Annotated in this window: 16 protein-coding genes and 1 tRNA gene; 6 read left to right on the forward strand and 11 right to left on the reverse strand. The window is 26.6% G+C overall.

What is annotated here, in order from left to right; genetic code table 11:
* Positions 1–22: 22 nt before the first annotated feature.
* The 3 genes from rpe to purH are packed head-to-tail and all read left to right on the forward strand — an operon-like array spanning position 23 to position 3,847.
* Complete coding sequence (rpe, locus tag ACTTA4_RS01050; RefSeq protein WP_440633153.1) at positions 23–682, forward strand: ribulose-phosphate 3-epimerase; 660 nt, start codon at positions 23–25, stop codon at positions 680–682.
* 4 nt (positions 683–686) lie between these two features.
* A complete protein-coding gene (locus ACTTA4_RS01055; protein ID WP_440633154.1) occupies positions 687–2,312 on the forward strand; it encodes a heparinase II/III domain-containing protein in 1,626 nt (541 codons plus the stop codon).
* A complete protein-coding gene (gene purH / locus ACTTA4_RS01060) occupies positions 2,312–3,847 on the forward strand; it encodes a bifunctional phosphoribosylaminoimidazolecarboxamide formyltransferase/IMP cyclohydrolase (protein WP_440633155.1) in 1,536 nt (511 codons plus the stop codon). The genes ACTTA4_RS01055 and purH overlap by 1 nt, the downstream gene beginning before the upstream one ends.
* On the opposite strand, the gene ACTTA4_RS01065 is transcribed toward purH, so the two are convergent.
* From ACTTA4_RS01065 to ACTTA4_RS01075, 3 genes are all read right to left on the reverse strand, one after another.
* Complete coding sequence (locus tag ACTTA4_RS01065) at positions 3,837–4,181, reverse strand: 4a-hydroxytetrahydrobiopterin dehydratase (RefSeq protein ID WP_440633156.1); 345 nt, start codon at positions 4,179–4,181, stop codon at positions 3,837–3,839. The two genes, purH and ACTTA4_RS01065, sit on opposite strands and share 11 nt — an antisense overlap.
* Before the next feature lie 6 nt (positions 4,182–4,187).
* Positions 4,188–5,495: a tetratricopeptide repeat protein gene (locus tag ACTTA4_RS01070; RefSeq protein ID WP_440633157.1), complete on the reverse strand. Its 1,308-nt coding sequence runs from the start codon at positions 5,493–5,495 to the stop codon at positions 4,188–4,190.
* 3 nt (positions 5,496–5,498) lie between these two features.
* Positions 5,499–5,573, reverse strand: a tRNA-Gly gene (locus ACTTA4_RS01075).
* Positions 5,574–5,653: 80 nt separating this feature from the next.
* On the opposite strand from ACTTA4_RS01075, the gene ACTTA4_RS01080 reads away from it, so the two are divergent.
* A complete protein-coding gene (locus tag ACTTA4_RS01080; RefSeq protein WP_440633158.1) occupies positions 5,654–6,298 on the forward strand; it encodes an LON peptidase substrate-binding domain-containing protein in 645 nt (214 codons plus the stop codon).
* Here the strand turns inward: ACTTA4_RS01080 and ACTTA4_RS01085 are convergent, their stop codons facing one another.
* Positions 6,299–7,375 (reverse strand): ubiquinone biosynthesis protein UbiB, encoded by a 1,077-nt coding sequence (locus tag ACTTA4_RS01085; protein ID WP_440633159.1) that lies wholly within the window; start codon positions 7,373–7,375, stop codon positions 6,299–6,301. It abuts the gene before it with no gap.
* 62 nt (positions 7,376–7,437) lie between these two features.
* On the opposite strand from ACTTA4_RS01085, the gene ACTTA4_RS01090 reads away from it, so the two are divergent.
* On the forward strand, positions 7,438–9,522 hold the full coding sequence (locus ACTTA4_RS01090; RefSeq protein WP_440633160.1) for a DNA translocase FtsK: 2,085 nt from the start codon (positions 7,438–7,440) through the stop codon (positions 9,520–9,522).
* Positions 9,522–10,067 (forward strand): outer-membrane lipoprotein carrier protein LolA, encoded by a 546-nt coding sequence (locus ACTTA4_RS01095; protein ID WP_440633161.1) that lies wholly within the window; start codon positions 9,522–9,524, stop codon positions 10,065–10,067. Before ACTTA4_RS01090 ends, ACTTA4_RS01095 begins: the two co-directional genes overlap by 1 nt.
* Here ACTTA4_RS01095 and ACTTA4_RS01100 read toward each other — a convergent pair.
* From ACTTA4_RS01100 to hisB, 7 genes are read right to left on the reverse strand one after another with little or no spacing between them, the layout of a single operon-like run.
* The gene (locus ACTTA4_RS01100) at positions 10,064–10,567 is read right to left on the reverse strand and encodes a GNAT family N-acetyltransferase (RefSeq protein ID WP_440633162.1); all 504 of its coding nucleotides are present in this window, start codon (positions 10,565–10,567) and stop codon (positions 10,064–10,066) included. The genes ACTTA4_RS01095 and ACTTA4_RS01100 overlap by 4 nt on opposite strands.
* Positions 10,564–10,929: a histidine triad nucleotide-binding protein gene (locus ACTTA4_RS01105; protein ID WP_440633163.1), complete on the reverse strand. Its 366-nt coding sequence runs from the start codon at positions 10,927–10,929 to the stop codon at positions 10,564–10,566. The genes ACTTA4_RS01100 and ACTTA4_RS01105 overlap by 4 nt, the downstream gene beginning before the upstream one ends.
* On the reverse strand, positions 10,926–11,198 hold the full coding sequence (gene hisE, locus ACTTA4_RS01110) for a phosphoribosyl-ATP diphosphatase (protein WP_440633164.1): 273 nt from the start codon (positions 11,196–11,198) through the stop codon (positions 10,926–10,928). The genes ACTTA4_RS01105 and hisE overlap by 4 nt, the downstream gene beginning before the upstream one ends.
* 1 nt (position 11,199) lies before the next feature.
* Positions 11,200–11,955 (reverse strand): imidazole glycerol phosphate synthase subunit HisF, encoded by a 756-nt coding sequence (hisF, locus tag ACTTA4_RS01115; RefSeq protein ID WP_440633165.1) that lies wholly within the window; start codon positions 11,953–11,955, stop codon positions 11,200–11,202.
* Positions 11,948–12,673 carry a 1-(5-phosphoribosyl)-5-[(5-phosphoribosylamino)methylideneamino]imidazole-4-carboxamide isomerase gene (hisA, locus tag ACTTA4_RS01120; protein WP_440633166.1) on the reverse strand — a complete coding sequence of 242 codons (726 nt, stop codon included), beginning with the start codon at positions 12,671–12,673 and terminating at the stop codon, positions 11,948–11,950. Before hisA ends, hisF begins: the two co-directional genes overlap by 8 nt.
* Positions 12,673–13,299, reverse strand: a complete 627-nt coding sequence (hisH, locus tag ACTTA4_RS01125) for an imidazole glycerol phosphate synthase subunit HisH (protein WP_440633167.1) — start codon at positions 13,297–13,299, stop codon at positions 12,673–12,675. The genes hisA and hisH overlap by 1 nt, the downstream gene beginning before the upstream one ends.
* Before the next feature lie 5 nt (positions 13,300–13,304).
* The gene (gene hisB, locus ACTTA4_RS01130; RefSeq protein WP_440633168.1) at positions 13,305–13,895 is read right to left on the reverse strand and encodes an imidazoleglycerol-phosphate dehydratase HisB; all 591 of its coding nucleotides are present in this window, start codon (positions 13,893–13,895) and stop codon (positions 13,305–13,307) included.
* Positions 13,896–13,901 lie beyond the last annotated feature (6 nt).

The raw sequence follows: 13,901 nt of genomic DNA on the forward strand, positions 1-13,901 counted from the left end.
ATACTAGTAAATCTAGATATCAATGAAAAATATACAAATATCACCTTCAATTTTATCAGCTGATTTTAGCCAATTAGGTAATGAAATAAAAAGACTTGAGGAAGGTGGGGCTGACATGATTCATGTAGATGTTATGGATGGACACTTTGTTCCAAACTTAACAATCGGCCCTCCAGTAATTAAAGCTCTCAGAAAACATTGTTCATTAAAATTCGATGTTCATTTAATGATTTCTCCAGTACATAAACACATAGAAGCTTATGCGGATGCGGGTGCAGATATAATTACTGTGCATCCAGAAGCAACTGATAATTTAGAAGATTCAATAAATAAAATAAAAGATCTAAAAAAAAATGTAGGAGTTTCTCTCAATCCTGAAACAAGTATAGATTTAATAAAAAATCTTTTAGATAAAATTGATTTAGTTTTAATAATGAGTGTAAATCCTGGGTTTGGTGGACAAAAATTCATGCCAGAAGTTTTAGAAAAAATTAAACAATTAAAAAAAATTAGAGAAATAGAAAAACTAAACTTTGATATTGAAATAGATGGTGGGATAAATTTCGAAAATTGCAAAATAGCAATTGAAGCTGGTGCCAATATTCTTGTATCTGGTACAACAGTTTTTAAAAGCAATGATGGAGATATTAAAAAAAATATTAATTTATTAAAAACAAAATAAGTTAATGCAATCTCAAAATTCTCTAAATCTTTCTAATGGAATATTTTTTAAATTAAAATCTTCATTTAAAAAATTATATAAAAATTCAAATTTTTACGAAAAAAGAATTTCAAAAACCTTTGATAACAATTTTGAATATAAACCAAGTCCTCATCTTTTATCTTCAATTATCAAGTATCAGAAAAAAAAATATAAAATTGAAGATTTTGCAACTGAAACTATCTGGAAAAACAATATTTCTGCTAAAGACTTTAAAAAACTTAACAATTTTTTTTGGTTTTTCAGTTTAGATTTAAAATCATCTAAAGAAACCACGCAATCAATTATTCTGAATTGGATTAATAAAAATGAAAAATTTAATGAAAATATTTGGGAATTCAATATTACTGCAAAAAGAATTATTGCTTGGCTTTCTAATCATCAGTTAACGTATGAAGATAGTAATGAAGAATATAGATTATATTTTAATCATATGGTTCAGAAACAAACCAACCATTTATTAAATGATATCAAAAATTTAGATGAAACAGAGGAAAAACTGATTGGTTGTGCTGCAATAATTTTAACAGGTTTGGCGTATAAAGATGAGAAAAATTATTTAGACAGTGGTTTAAATATATTAAAAAATTTAATCAAAAACTCTCTTGATAAAAAAGGTTTTCCCAAATCAAGAAATATTCAAAATTTAGTTTTTTATCTTAAATATCTAATCATTATTAGAGAATGGTTTAAAGAATCGCAAAATTCAATTCCAGAATATGTTGATGAAACTATATATTATTTAGGATCCAGTTATGCTTTTATATGGCAAAACATAAAACAAGATATCTTTTTTAATGGAAATTATTCATCTAATCATAATGAATTTGACCAATATCTAAAACGATTTGGATATACTTTTAAAAATCAAATTAATGAGTTAGCTGGATATATAATATTAAAAAATAAAAAATTTATCCTTGCAGCTGACGTTGGATCAAGTCCTGAAAAAATATATACCAAAAATTATCAGGCAGGCGCCTTATCTTTTGAAATTTTTTCTAACGATAAAAAATTAATTTCAAATTCTGGATATTATCCAGATCCAAAAAACAGACTGAATAAATTTTCCAAAAGCACTGCTTTACAAAGTACACTTGCAATTGAAGATTATTCTTCATCTGATTTTATTAAGGTTGATGATAATTTTTTGATACAAAAAGATTTAAAAATTGAAAATAAAAATATAGTTTTTGAGAAAAATTATTGGAAAATTTCAGCTAGTCATAATGGTTACTCCAAAAAGTTTAAATTAGATCATCATAGAGAAATAGAATTCTATCCTGAACAATTTAAATTTATTGGTCATGATAAAATAGTAAGAAAAGATCCTGATAAGCAAATTAAATTTGATATTAGATTTCATCTTCATCCCGACTCTAAAGTTATGAAAACACAAAATAATAAGTTTATATTAATACAATTAGAAGACGAAGGTTGGCAATTTAGTTGTGATAACTATGATATAAATATTGATAATGGTTTATATTTCGGTAATAAAAATTCATATCAAGAAAACCAAAATATATTTATCTCTGGCATGAGTAATGAAAGTGAACAAACAATTAAATGGGAAATAAGTAAAATATAATGAAAAAAATAAAGACAGCTCTTATTTCTGTATCAGATAAAAATAATTTAAAACCAGTTTTAGAAATTTTAAAAAAATATCAAATCAGAATAGTTAGTTCTGGTGGAACTTATAAAGAAATAAAAAAATTAAAATTTAATTGTTTAGAAGTATCTGATTTTACAGATTCTCCTGAAATTTTAGAAGGAAGAGTTAAAACCTTACACCCAAAAATACACGCAGGGATTTTAAATAAAAGAAATAATAAAAAACATTTAAATGACTTAAAGAAAAATAATTTTGAAAATATTGATCTAGTAATTGTAAATTTTTATCCTTTTGAAAAAACTTTAGAAACTACAAATAATCACAAAAAAATTATTGAAAATATAGACGTGGGAGGCCCCACTATGGTTAGGTCTGCTGCTAAAAATTATAATGATGTAACGGTGATTACTTCTGCAGATCAATATCAAGAATTAATAGATGAAATGAATAAATATAATGGAGCAACATCATTAGAATATAGAGAAAAACTATCAAGAATAGCTTTTACTGAAACTGCTTACTATGATTCTGTGATTTCAAATTATTTCAATAAAAAGGCAAATATACATTTACCAGATAGAAGAGTTTTTTCTGCAAATTTAATTGAAAAACTTAGGTATGGAGAAAATCCACATCAATTCAGTGGATATTATTCGAAAAATTTAAAAACTAATTTAAAACAACTTCAAGGAAAACAACTAAGTTATAACAATTATAACGATATATTTGCTGCCTTGACTATTTCAAAATCTTTACCAAAAAATAAAGGCACTGTAATTGTAAAACATGCAAACCCTTGTGGTGTATCAATAAATTCAAATTCTATAGATAGCTATAAATCTGCATTAGCATGTGACCCCATAAGTGCTTTTGGAGGAATTGTCTCTTGTAATTTTAAAATAAGGAAAAATCTTGCAGTTGAACTAAATAAGCTTTTTTTAGAAGTAATTATTGCTAATGGTTTTGATAGTGATGCCCTAAAAATACTTAAAACTAAAAAAAATTTACGTGTAATTGATGCAACAAATTATTCACTCAGTGAAATTACAAAATTCAATTCATCAAATGAAGCAATATTAGTTCAATCTGAAGACTTAAAAATATTCAAAAATAAAGATTTTAAAGTTGTATCTAAAAGAAAACCAAACCCTAAAATGCTTAGAAATCTAATTTTTGCATTCAATGTTTGTAGATATGTTAAATCAAACGCAATTGTTCTCGCAAAAGATGAGTCAATTGTTGGTATCGGATCAGGTCAACCAAGTAGATTAGATAGCTGTGAGATAGCAATTAATAAAATGAGAAAATTTAATTTATTTGGAGATAATTTGGTTGCAGCATCAGATGCTTTCTTTCCATTTGTGGATGGAATTGAAAAATTAGTTCAATCAGGAGTTCAAGCCGTAATTCAACCTTCTGGATCAATTAGAGATAAAGAAATAATTAAATTTGCAAACGAAACAGATATTATTCTAGTCTTTTCTAAGACAAGGCATTTCAGACATTAATAATTTTGTCTATCTTGGCAGCTAAAATAAAATCATTTTCTGAAAGGCCTTTGATGGCATGTGTGGTAATTTTAATTTCTGCATAACCCCAACCAAAACTTATATCTGGATGATGACCCTCATCCTCAGAAATTTTGCCAACTTCATTAACAAAATTTTGACTCTTTATAAAATTTTCAAATTTAAATTTTTTAAATAGAAAGAATATTTTATTTTTATCTTCTGTAATATCCCATCCATCTACTTTCTTCTGATATTTATGAATTTCAGATATATCAAAAGGAATAACTCCACCTTCACATGGTAAGCATTTTTTATTATAAAGATCTGTCATAAATATTTACTTTTGAAATTGTTTTATACGAAATTCCTTTTGATTTGTCATTTTATAATCAATATATTTTGATTGAGTAATTTGTAATTTTAGATCCTCAAAAGATTTATCTCCAATTAAACTTGCATAATATACCCACTTATCGATTATCAATAAGTCTGAAAAAGAAACACCTTTTAGTGAATTAAATAAAACAGTTTTTTTATGATGTTTATTTTTATCCTCTTCAAATTCAATTTTTTTCCATTTATCATCATATTTCATTAAATTACTCTCATTATTTGCAGTTTTAAATTTAGGAAACACACTATAAAATTCAGAACATCCTCTTCTAATTGTAGATTTATATTTCAAATGTTGATTAAGCATTGGGGAGAGATCTTTTAAAACTTTTTCAGCTTCGTCTATACTTGAACAATAAATTATCCCTTTATAAACACCTTTTATACCTGGTCTTAATTCAATTAAACACTTCCTTAAATTATTTTGGGGAAATTTAAAATTATCAAAAATTAAATATAATTTAACTAAATTCAATACATCAATTGGCTCTATTTGAACTTTGAAGCATCCAAAACAAAATTTTGGAATAATTTTTCTTTTGTTAAATATGTTATGATGTCTAAGACAATTTAAATCAGTGGTGTTTTGTCTATAAACCTGTGTTTCAATAAAATGTGATAAATTTAAATTTTTAATCTTATTTTTATGAAAGTAAGCAGATTTTAAGAAACTTGATAAATTATTTTTACTAATCAGTAATTCTTCAAAATTAATATTTTTATTTAAATTTATAAGTTCTTTGCTTATTTCTACAATTGGACTTTTAATTTTTGGTATACAAAATCTCAACGCCTGAATTAGATTGTATATTGAATTTGAATTATTTTCGTCAATATTTAGTGCAGAAATAAAATTTTCTATTGCCTCTTCATATCGACCTAGAGAAATATAAGCTGTTCCAAGGTTATTATAAGCATTAACATATTTGGGATTTATTCTTTTAAGTTTTATTAAGTATTCTATTGAATCTTTGTATTTACCCAATTTATTATAAATTAAACCTAAATTATTATAAGAATAAATAAATGATGGGTTTAAATATATTATTTTTTTATAATATTTTATTGCCTCATCATAATTTTTAGTCTCTTCATAAATAACTCCTAAATTATATTGTGCTTCTATTAAATTTGGTTCAATTCTAATTAATTTTTTGTAAAGTTTTTTTGCTTCATTAAAATTTTTTTGATTTTGATATTGGAGCGCTAAATTAAAAACCTGCTTAATATTTATTGTAAGTTTGTTTGTCATTTATGGAGCGGGCAAAGGGGGTCGAACCCTCGACCTTCTCGTTGGCAACGAGACGCTCTACCACTGAGCTATGCCCGCCTAGAAAATATTATAACTAAACACTTTTTTTAATTCAATCAATACTAATTTACATTTTCTATGTTATATTCAATTTGATTATGAAAAAAGACGATTTACCAATTAATATTCCAGTATTTCCATTAAGTAATTTTATTATTTTTCCCAAAACTACAGTTCCATTAAATATTTTTGAACCACGTTACATTGATATGGTTAACGATAGTATGAAATCAAATAAAATAATAGGAATGATACAGCCTCAATCATCTAGCTATCAAAAAGCTCAACCTGAGCTTCATAAAGTAGGTTGTATTGGTAAAATAACAAGTTTTAGAGAAACAGAAGATGGTAGATATTTAATTGAATTAAAAGGGGTAGCAAGATTTAAATCTATTAAAGAATTGGAGACTGTAACTAAATATAGAATTTTACACGTAGATTATGCTGATTATATTCAAGATTTAGATAATAAAAAAGAAGATCTTAAATTCTCTGATTTAGAGTTGATCTTCAAAGATCTGAAGTCTTTGTTTGAAAAAAAAGGTTTTATCATTAACTGGAAAGCACTAGAAAAACAAAGTTTAGATGAAACAATAAACGCCTTAGCTATGGCCTCACCCTTTTCTTTGGAAGAAAAACAAGTTTTATTGGAAGCTAAAAATTTAGATATTAGGAAAAATAAAATTTCCGAGATATTAAAAACATATACTCACGATATCTACGAAAATAACACTATTCAATAATTAATAATTCAAACCAGTATCTGCTATTTCTTTTAGGATATTATTTATAGAGTTTTTGCTTCCTAAATATTTTATAGAATTTAAAAAAAAATTATTTTTAGTCTTACTTTCTTTGTTAAAAAATTCATAAATAAAGTCAATTCCATTTGAAAAAATAAAATTTATATGTTTCATATTTTTTTGAAATTCGTGATTTATAGAACTATTTAATGGTAATCCAAGATCTATTTTATTTTTAATTAACTCTAATAATATTTTTATATCTCTAATAGTCATATTAAAGCCTTGTCCAGCTAAAGGGTGTACTTTGTGAGTTAATTCACCAAAAGCTAGAATATTTTCATGATAATAATTTCTTAAATTTGCAGACGATAATTCAAATGAAGAAATTTTTTTAATTTTTTTTATTTTATATTTTGGATTATGTAAGTTTATTAATTCAATTAAATTTTCTTTTTTAATTTTAGTAGTATTTTTTATAGAATAGACAATAGATGTTTCTTTATTAGAAATAGGTAGAAATGCCAAAGGTCCAATTTTTGTAAATACTTGCCTTGCAATTTTATTATCAATTTTATCATGTTCCAGTATTAAAGTATAAGCTAAACTTTTATATTTTTTGATAATTTTTTTACTAAAAAATTTTTTTGTAATTAAGTTTGAAAAATTTAAATTGATTAAAAGATTATATTTATTCTGAATATTTGTTAAATTTATTTTATTTTGTATCCTAAAAAGTTTATTTCTTTTTAGACTTTTTTCTAAAATATTGTAGAGATCAAAACTTCTTACCATTGAAAAAAGTTCATGATTTGTATTTTCGAACTCTAATAATTTTTCTTGATTTAATTTATCTGAAAGAATTTCAATTTTGTTTAATTTCCAGACAATTTGATCAATATTAACTATATTATTATTAAAATATTCAACGTTACTTTTTGTAATACCTATAGTCCTAGATTGATCGACTTTTTGTTTTTTTTTATCTCTTAAAATATCTACATGTATATTTTGATTAACTAAAGCTTTTGCTAAAGCTAAACTAGTTAGTCCACTTCCTATTATACAAATCCTCATAATATTTTTAATTTTAACAACAAAAATTAGATGATACAAAGTGGTATAATTGATTTGTATAAATGGACATTAAAAAAACAGCTAATTTATTGCTTAATTTTACTTTAAAGCGATTAGCAGAAATATCTGGTATAGTAATTTTCGCTGCTGGTATTTTCTTATTTATTGCACTTTTTTCATATTCGCCTGAGGACCCCAACTTTATTTTTCCCAAAGATACTAAGATTAAAAATTTATTAGGTTTTCAAGGAAGTTTTGTTTCTGATCTGTTTTTTCAATCTTTTGGATTCGTTGCTTATCTAATTTCTTTCACATACATAATTACTGGCATCAATATATTTCGATTAAAGGAGTTTTTTTTAATAATTGAAAATACTTTTATAGCAATTTTATATATTATAGTTGGAACATTATTTTTAAATCATTTTTATTCTGATGCTTTTACACTTTACATAAATGGAAATGGAGGTTTTGTTGGAGGCTATTTTGGACAAACTTTTTTAAACTCAATAATTCTTATAAATGAAACATTAACTTATTATGTTTTAATTATACTAATTGCTGCTTTATTTTTATTAAGTGTAAATTTTCACCCTATTAAATTTTATAATTCGTTAATAAAAATTATTAAGTTTTTTTCTAAAAAAGAAAATAAATCATATACAGATAAAAGTGAACTTATAAGTGAATATATTCCTCAAGAGGAAATTAAAAACTTAATACAAGAGGACTTGCCATTTATTAAAGCAGAGAATAAATCAAATGCAAAAAACAAGTTCCAATTACCAAAAATAGAATTATTAAAAGCTCCAACTAAGAAAGAACGAGAAAATTCAAATAAAAATGAAACAAATGACCCTAAATTTTTAGAAAAAATTCTAATGGACTTTGGAGTTAAAGGAGAAATTCAAAAAGTAAGTCATGGTCCAGTTGTAACACTCAATGAATTTGAACCGGCTGCTGGTGTAAAAGTTTCTAAAATTATAAATTTATCAGATGATATAGCTAGGAACACTAGTTCTGAATCTGCTAGAATTTCAACTATACCAGGTAGCAATACTGTAGGAATTGAACTACCAAATAATACAAGAGAAAACGTCTATCTCAGTGAAATTCTAAATAACCCAGATTTTAAAAAAAAAGAAACAAAATTACCAATAGCTCTTGGAAAAAATATTTCTGGTAAACCTATTGTAGGAGATCTATCTACTATGCCTCATTTACTCATTGCTGGTACTACAGGTTCAGGAAAATCTGTTTGCATTAATACAATTATTTTATCTCTTCTTTACCGACACACGCCTGAAAGATGTAAGTTTATATTAATTGATCCTAAAATGCTTGAGCTTTCAACATATGAGGGCATACCGCACTTACTTTGCCCTGTAATAACCGAAGCTAAAAAAGCTGCGTCAGTTCTTGGTTGGGTAGTAAAAGAAATGGAGAGTAGATACAGGTTAATGACAAAAGAAGGAGTTAGGAATATTGATGGTTACAATGCCAAGCATAAACTTCCTATGCCCTACATAGTAGTGGTGGTAGATGAAATGTCAGATTTAATGTTAGTGGCTGGAAAAGAGATAGAAAACTATATTCAAAAATTATCTCAAATGGCTAGAGCTGCTGGGATTCATATTATTATGGCTACACAAAGACCTAGTGTTGACGTAATAACAGGTACAATTAAAGCTAATTTTCCAACAAGAATATCTTTTCAAGTGACTTCAAAAATAGATAGTAGAACAATTCTGGGCGAACAAGGAGCAGAACAGTTATTAGGAAAGGGAGACATGCTTTATATGTCATCTGCTAACCGAATAGTAAGAATTCATGCTCCATTTGTCTCAGATAATGAAATAGAGAAAATAAACAATTTTTTAAGATCACAAGCTGAACCAGACTATATTGATGAAATCTTGAATTTTGCAGACGAGAGAGAGTTAGGATCAAATACAGATCAAGGAGATAAAGATGAATTATATCAACAAGCTGTTGAAATAATTAGATCTGAAGGAAAAGCCTCTACCTCGTTTTTACAAAGAAAACTTCAAATTGGGTACAATAGAGCTGCACGAATAATTGATATGATGGAAGCTGATGGAATTGTTAGCAAAGCAAATCATGTGGGTAAAAGAGACGTTCTTTGATGTTAAGATTGTTGCTATTGGTTTGTCTAATTAGTTTATCTAGTGAAGTAAATGCAAACAATAAAGGTCAAATAATTAATAAATTAAAAGATACTTTAAATTTAAATTTTGATTTTGAACAAAATATAAATGGAAAAATTGAATTCGGAAACTGTACAATTCAATATCCAAAAAAAATGTTTTGCGCGTATGATCAAAAAAACAAAGTTATAGTTTCAAATGGAAAATCTTTAGTTATAAAATCTACTTCTAGCTATTACAGGTATCCATTGAATAAAACATCATTAAATTTTATTTTAGATAAAAATTTTTTATTAAAAAAAATATCTGAATTAAATGAAGAAATTATTAATAATTCTCTGGTCAAGTTTACAATAAATGAAAATAATCAATCAATAGAGATTTTTTTTAATATAAATAATTATAATTTAATTGGCTGGCAAACTAAAGATATTTATCAAAATATTGCTGTCACACTTCTTTATTCGGTTAAATCAAATCAAAATGTTGACGAAAAAATATTTAAAACTCCTCTTCAAAATTAAATTTTAACAATTTCTGATTTAAATATTTTCATTCCTCTGGCTAGATAATTATTAAGTGCATTTTTATGATCCAAAGAACAAGTATGAAGCCAAACTCTCTCTACATTTTGTTGAAATGATTTTTTAATAGCATCTGATAATAAAAATGATCCCAATTTTTTATTTTGATATTCTTCTAATATTCCAAAATATGCTATTTCTACTTCTTTCTTTTCGAAATGAATAATTAATTCAAAGAAACCAACTAAATCTTTTTTATTTTTTAATACAAATGTTTTAACATTTTTATTGGATACGTATTTGATCCACTGCTCTTCTGTCCATATTAATCTATCAATCCATTTATGTTTTTTACCTATATTTTTATAAAAAAATTTATTTAACTGAAAATCAGTAGGTTCAATCAAGTTAACTTTGTAATCTTCTGAAGGTGGTTCACCATCTTTTAAATCATGCAGTGAGTTTATTTCTAGATAATTTCTTTTAACTTGTTCTGTCACTCGACCATTTTTCCAACACGTTCACCGCCAAATAAATGAAAATGCAAATGAGGGACCTCTTGACCACCATGTTCACTAATATTAGCTAGTGCCCTGTAACCTTGGCCTACTTCTGTTGAAATACCTAGCTTTTTTGCAACTATATTTATACCTTTCAAAAAACCTACCATCTCTTCTGATGATGCATTCACACTAAAATCATCAAGATCTATATATTTTCCTTTAGGAATTACTAGAGCATGAACTTTCTTTTGTGGGTTAATATCATGAAATGACAAGACATAATCATCTTCGTAAATTTTATTGCAAGGTATCTCTCCACGTAAAATTTTAGCAAAAATATTATTGTCATCGTAGTTCATTTTTTTCTTTTTTCTAATTCTTCCATTACTTCTTCAATTTTTAAATCATTAGCTTCCAAATACATTAGCAGATGATAAAAGACATCGGCTGCTTCATGAATTTTGTTTGTATTTTCTTCTATAGCTTCAATTAATTCATCAATTTCTTCCAAGACCTTAGCTTTACTCAAAGATTTGTCTGTAAGTAATTTATTTGTATAAGAACCTTCAACTGGATTAGTTTTTCTCTCTCTTGCAAGTTTTATTAAATTTTCTAATGTATTAAGCATATCAAATTCTAACAGGTATTCCTTTTGAATCCAGATATTCCTTTGCTTCTTTTACAGAGTATTTTCCATAATGAAATATTGATGCTGCTAATACTGCACTAGCATTTCCTAATTTAATTCCATCAACTAAATGATCTAAATTCCCTACTCCACCTGATGCAATTACGGGAATATTTACCTTGGATGAAATTTTAGACATAAGTTCAATATCGTAACCTACCTGGGTGCCATCTCTATCCATTGATGTTACTAATAGCTCACCTGCTCCACTACTTTCCATTTTAGATGCAAATTCTATCGCATCAATTCCGGTATTGTTTCTTCCACCGTGTGTGAAAATTTCCCATTTATCGATATTTTTTTTAGCATCAATAGCTACTACAATACATTGTGAACCAAATTTTTTTGAGCTTTCAACTACTACCTCTGGGTTTTGAACTGCTGCAGTATTAATAGAAACTTTATCTGCTCCACAATTAAGTAATTTATTTATATCATCAACACTTCTAACACCTCCCCCAACTGTTAATGGGACAAAGCATTTTTTTGAAGTTTTCTCTACGACATCATAGATTGTATCTCTATTTTCATTTGATGCAGTTATATCTAGGAAACAAATTTCATCTGCTCCTCCATCAGAGTAAATTTTAGCCTGTTCGACTGGATCACCTGCATCCTGCAGATCAACAAAGTTTATTCCTTTTACAACGCGTCCATTTTTAACATCTAAACAAGGTATTATTCTATTCTTAAGCATTTAATTCCTTAGCTAATTCATCCAATTTAATATCACCATCATAAATAGCTTTTCCAATTATAATGCCTTCAATATTTTTATTATTTAATTCCTTAGCTTTTTTAATATCATGTATTGATGAAACTCCACCTGATATGATTACTGGACAATTAGATGTATCAGCAACCTTAACTGTTTCTTCAAAATTAGGACTTTGCTTCATCCCATCTCTGTTAATATCGGTATAAATTAATCTGCTTGCGCCATAATCATTCACTTCTTTTAAGTAATCTAAAGTTAATTGATTTGAATTTTCTTTCCAACCAGATACAGATAAATAACCATCTTTAGCATCTAATCCTAAAGCAATTTTATTTGGAAATTTTTCACATGCTTCTTTTAAAAAAATTTTATCTTTTATAGCAGCGCTTCCTAAAATTACTTTTTCTACACCGGCATCAGTATATTTCTTAATACTTTCAAAATTTCTTACTCCACCTCCAATCTCAATTTTAAGATCAAATTTAGTAACTATATCTTGAATAATATCTAAATTAACTGTTTCACCAGTTAAAGCTCCATCTAAATCAACTATGTGTAAATTTTTAAAACCATGATCTTTATATTTTCTAGCCTGTTCAACTGGAGACATTTCATATTCAATTTTATTATCAAAGTCTCCTTTTACTAACCTCACACACTTTTTATCCTTGATATCTATCGCTGGGAATATTTTCATTATAAATTTATAAAATTATCAATTATTTTAAGCCCGATTTTATCACTTTTCTCAGGGTGAAACTGCGTTCCAAAAATATTTTCTTTTTCAACTGAACAAACGATATTTGAAGAATAATCTGTTGTTGCTGAAATTACATTTTTATCTTCTGGAACAAATTCATAACTATGAACAAAATACATGTGAGATTTATTTTCAATGTTTTTAAAAATTTTACTATTTTTCGTTATATTAATTTCGTTCCAGCCGATGTGCGGAAGTTTGTATTTTCCTTTTTGATTATTAATTTTTGATACCCTGCCTGAAATCCAACCAAGACCTTTTGTTTCTATTTCTTCATAACCAATGTCTGCAAACATTTGTAAACCAACACAAATTCCAAGTAATGGTTTTTTATTACTTATTGCAAATTCGTTTAATGTATCTACTAAACCATTAATATTATTAAGTGCATCAACACAACTCTTAAACGAACCCTGTCCTGGCAAAACAACTTTGTCAGAAGATTTAATCTTATTTATATCCGATGTTACTTTGATATTTACTTTATCTTTGGCAACTTCCTTAAATGAGTTTATTACCGAGCTTATATTGCCCGAATTATAATCAACAATAGTGACGTTCATTAAACTTATAATGAGCCTTTAGTTGATGGAATACTTTTTTTGCTTCTAGGATCCATCTCTAATGCCTCTCTTAATGATCTTGCTAATGCTTTATAGCAAGACTCAATGATGTGGTGACTGTTATCACCATAAATATTTTCGACGTGCATTGTAATACCTGCGGCCTGTGAAAATGCCTGGAACCATTCCTTAAACAATTCAGTGTCCATCTCACCAAGTTTCTCAACTTTTAATTTTACTTTCCAAATTAAATAAGGCCTGTTTGAAACATCTATTGCAACTCTAGTTAATGTTTCATCCATAGGAATAACTCTGTGTGCATATCTTTTGATACCTACAAATTTTTTTGCAGCTTTTTTTAAAGCTTCACCGATTGCAATTCCTGTATCTTCAGTTGTGTGGTGAAGATCAATATGAGTGTCGCCTTTTGCTTTTACTTTTAAATCTATCAAAGAATGCTTTGATAGTTGCTCAAGCATGTGATCTAAAAAACCTATTCCAGTATCAATTTGGTATTTACCTTTACCATCAATGTTTAATTCAACATTAATACTTGTTTCTTTTGTTTTTCGAGAAACTTTTCCTTTTCTAGCCATATAAAT

The organism is Candidatus Pelagibacter sp. HIMB1485, from assembly GCF_052048055.1.
GTDB lineage: Bacteria > Pseudomonadota > Alphaproteobacteria > Pelagibacterales > Pelagibacteraceae > Pelagibacter.

What these genes read in the sequence shown, in the direction of transcription:
- hisE (WP_440633164.1), bottom strand. Translation starts at nt 11,198, where the DNA reads ATGCTTAATACATTAGAAAATTTAATAAAACTTGCAAGAGAGAGAAAA.
- ACTTA4_RS01070 (WP_440633157.1), bottom strand. Translation starts at nt 5,495, where the DNA reads ATGACAAACAAACTTACAATAAATATTAAGCAGGTTTTTAATTTAGCG.
- rpe (WP_440633153.1), top strand. Translation starts at nt 23, where the DNA reads ATGAAAAATATACAAATATCACCTTCAATTTTATCAGCTGATTTTAGC.
- ACTTA4_RS01055 (WP_440633154.1), top strand. Translation starts at nt 687, where the DNA reads ATGCAATCTCAAAATTCTCTAAATCTTTCTAATGGAATATTTTTTAAA.
- hisF (WP_440633165.1), bottom strand. Translation starts at nt 11,955, where the DNA reads ATGCTTAAGAATAGAATAATACCTTGTTTAGATGTTAAAAATGGACGC.
- ACTTA4_RS01090 (WP_440633160.1), top strand. Translation starts at nt 7,438, where the DNA reads ATGGACATTAAAAAAACAGCTAATTTATTGCTTAATTTTACTTTAAAG.
- ACTTA4_RS01105 (WP_440633163.1), bottom strand. Translation starts at nt 10,929, where the DNA reads ATGAACTACGATGACAATAATATTTTTGCTAAAATTTTACGTGGAGAG.
- purH (WP_440633155.1), top strand. Translation starts at nt 2,312, where the DNA reads ATGAAAAAAATAAAGACAGCTCTTATTTCTGTATCAGATAAAAATAAT.
- hisH (WP_440633167.1), bottom strand. Translation starts at nt 13,299, where the DNA reads ATGAACGTCACTATTGTTGATTATAATTCGGGCAATATAAGCTCGGTA.
- ACTTA4_RS01085 (WP_440633159.1), bottom strand. Translation starts at nt 7,375, where the DNA reads ATGAGGATTTGTATAATAGGAAGTGGACTAACTAGTTTAGCTTTAGCA.
- ACTTA4_RS01095 (WP_440633161.1), top strand. Translation starts at nt 9,522, where the DNA reads ATGTTAAGATTGTTGCTATTGGTTTGTCTAATTAGTTTATCTAGTGAA.
- hisA (WP_440633166.1), bottom strand. Translation starts at nt 12,673, where the DNA reads ATGAAAATATTCCCAGCGATAGATATCAAGGATAAAAAGTGTGTGAGG.
- ACTTA4_RS01080 (WP_440633158.1), top strand. Translation starts at nt 5,654, where the DNA reads ATGAAAAAAGACGATTTACCAATTAATATTCCAGTATTTCCATTAAGT.
- hisB (WP_440633168.1), bottom strand. Translation starts at nt 13,895, where the DNA reads ATGGCTAGAAAAGGAAAAGTTTCTCGAAAAACAAAAGAAACAAGTATT.
- ACTTA4_RS01065 (WP_440633156.1), bottom strand. Translation starts at nt 4,181, where the DNA reads ATGACAGATCTTTATAATAAAAAATGCTTACCATGTGAAGGTGGAGTT.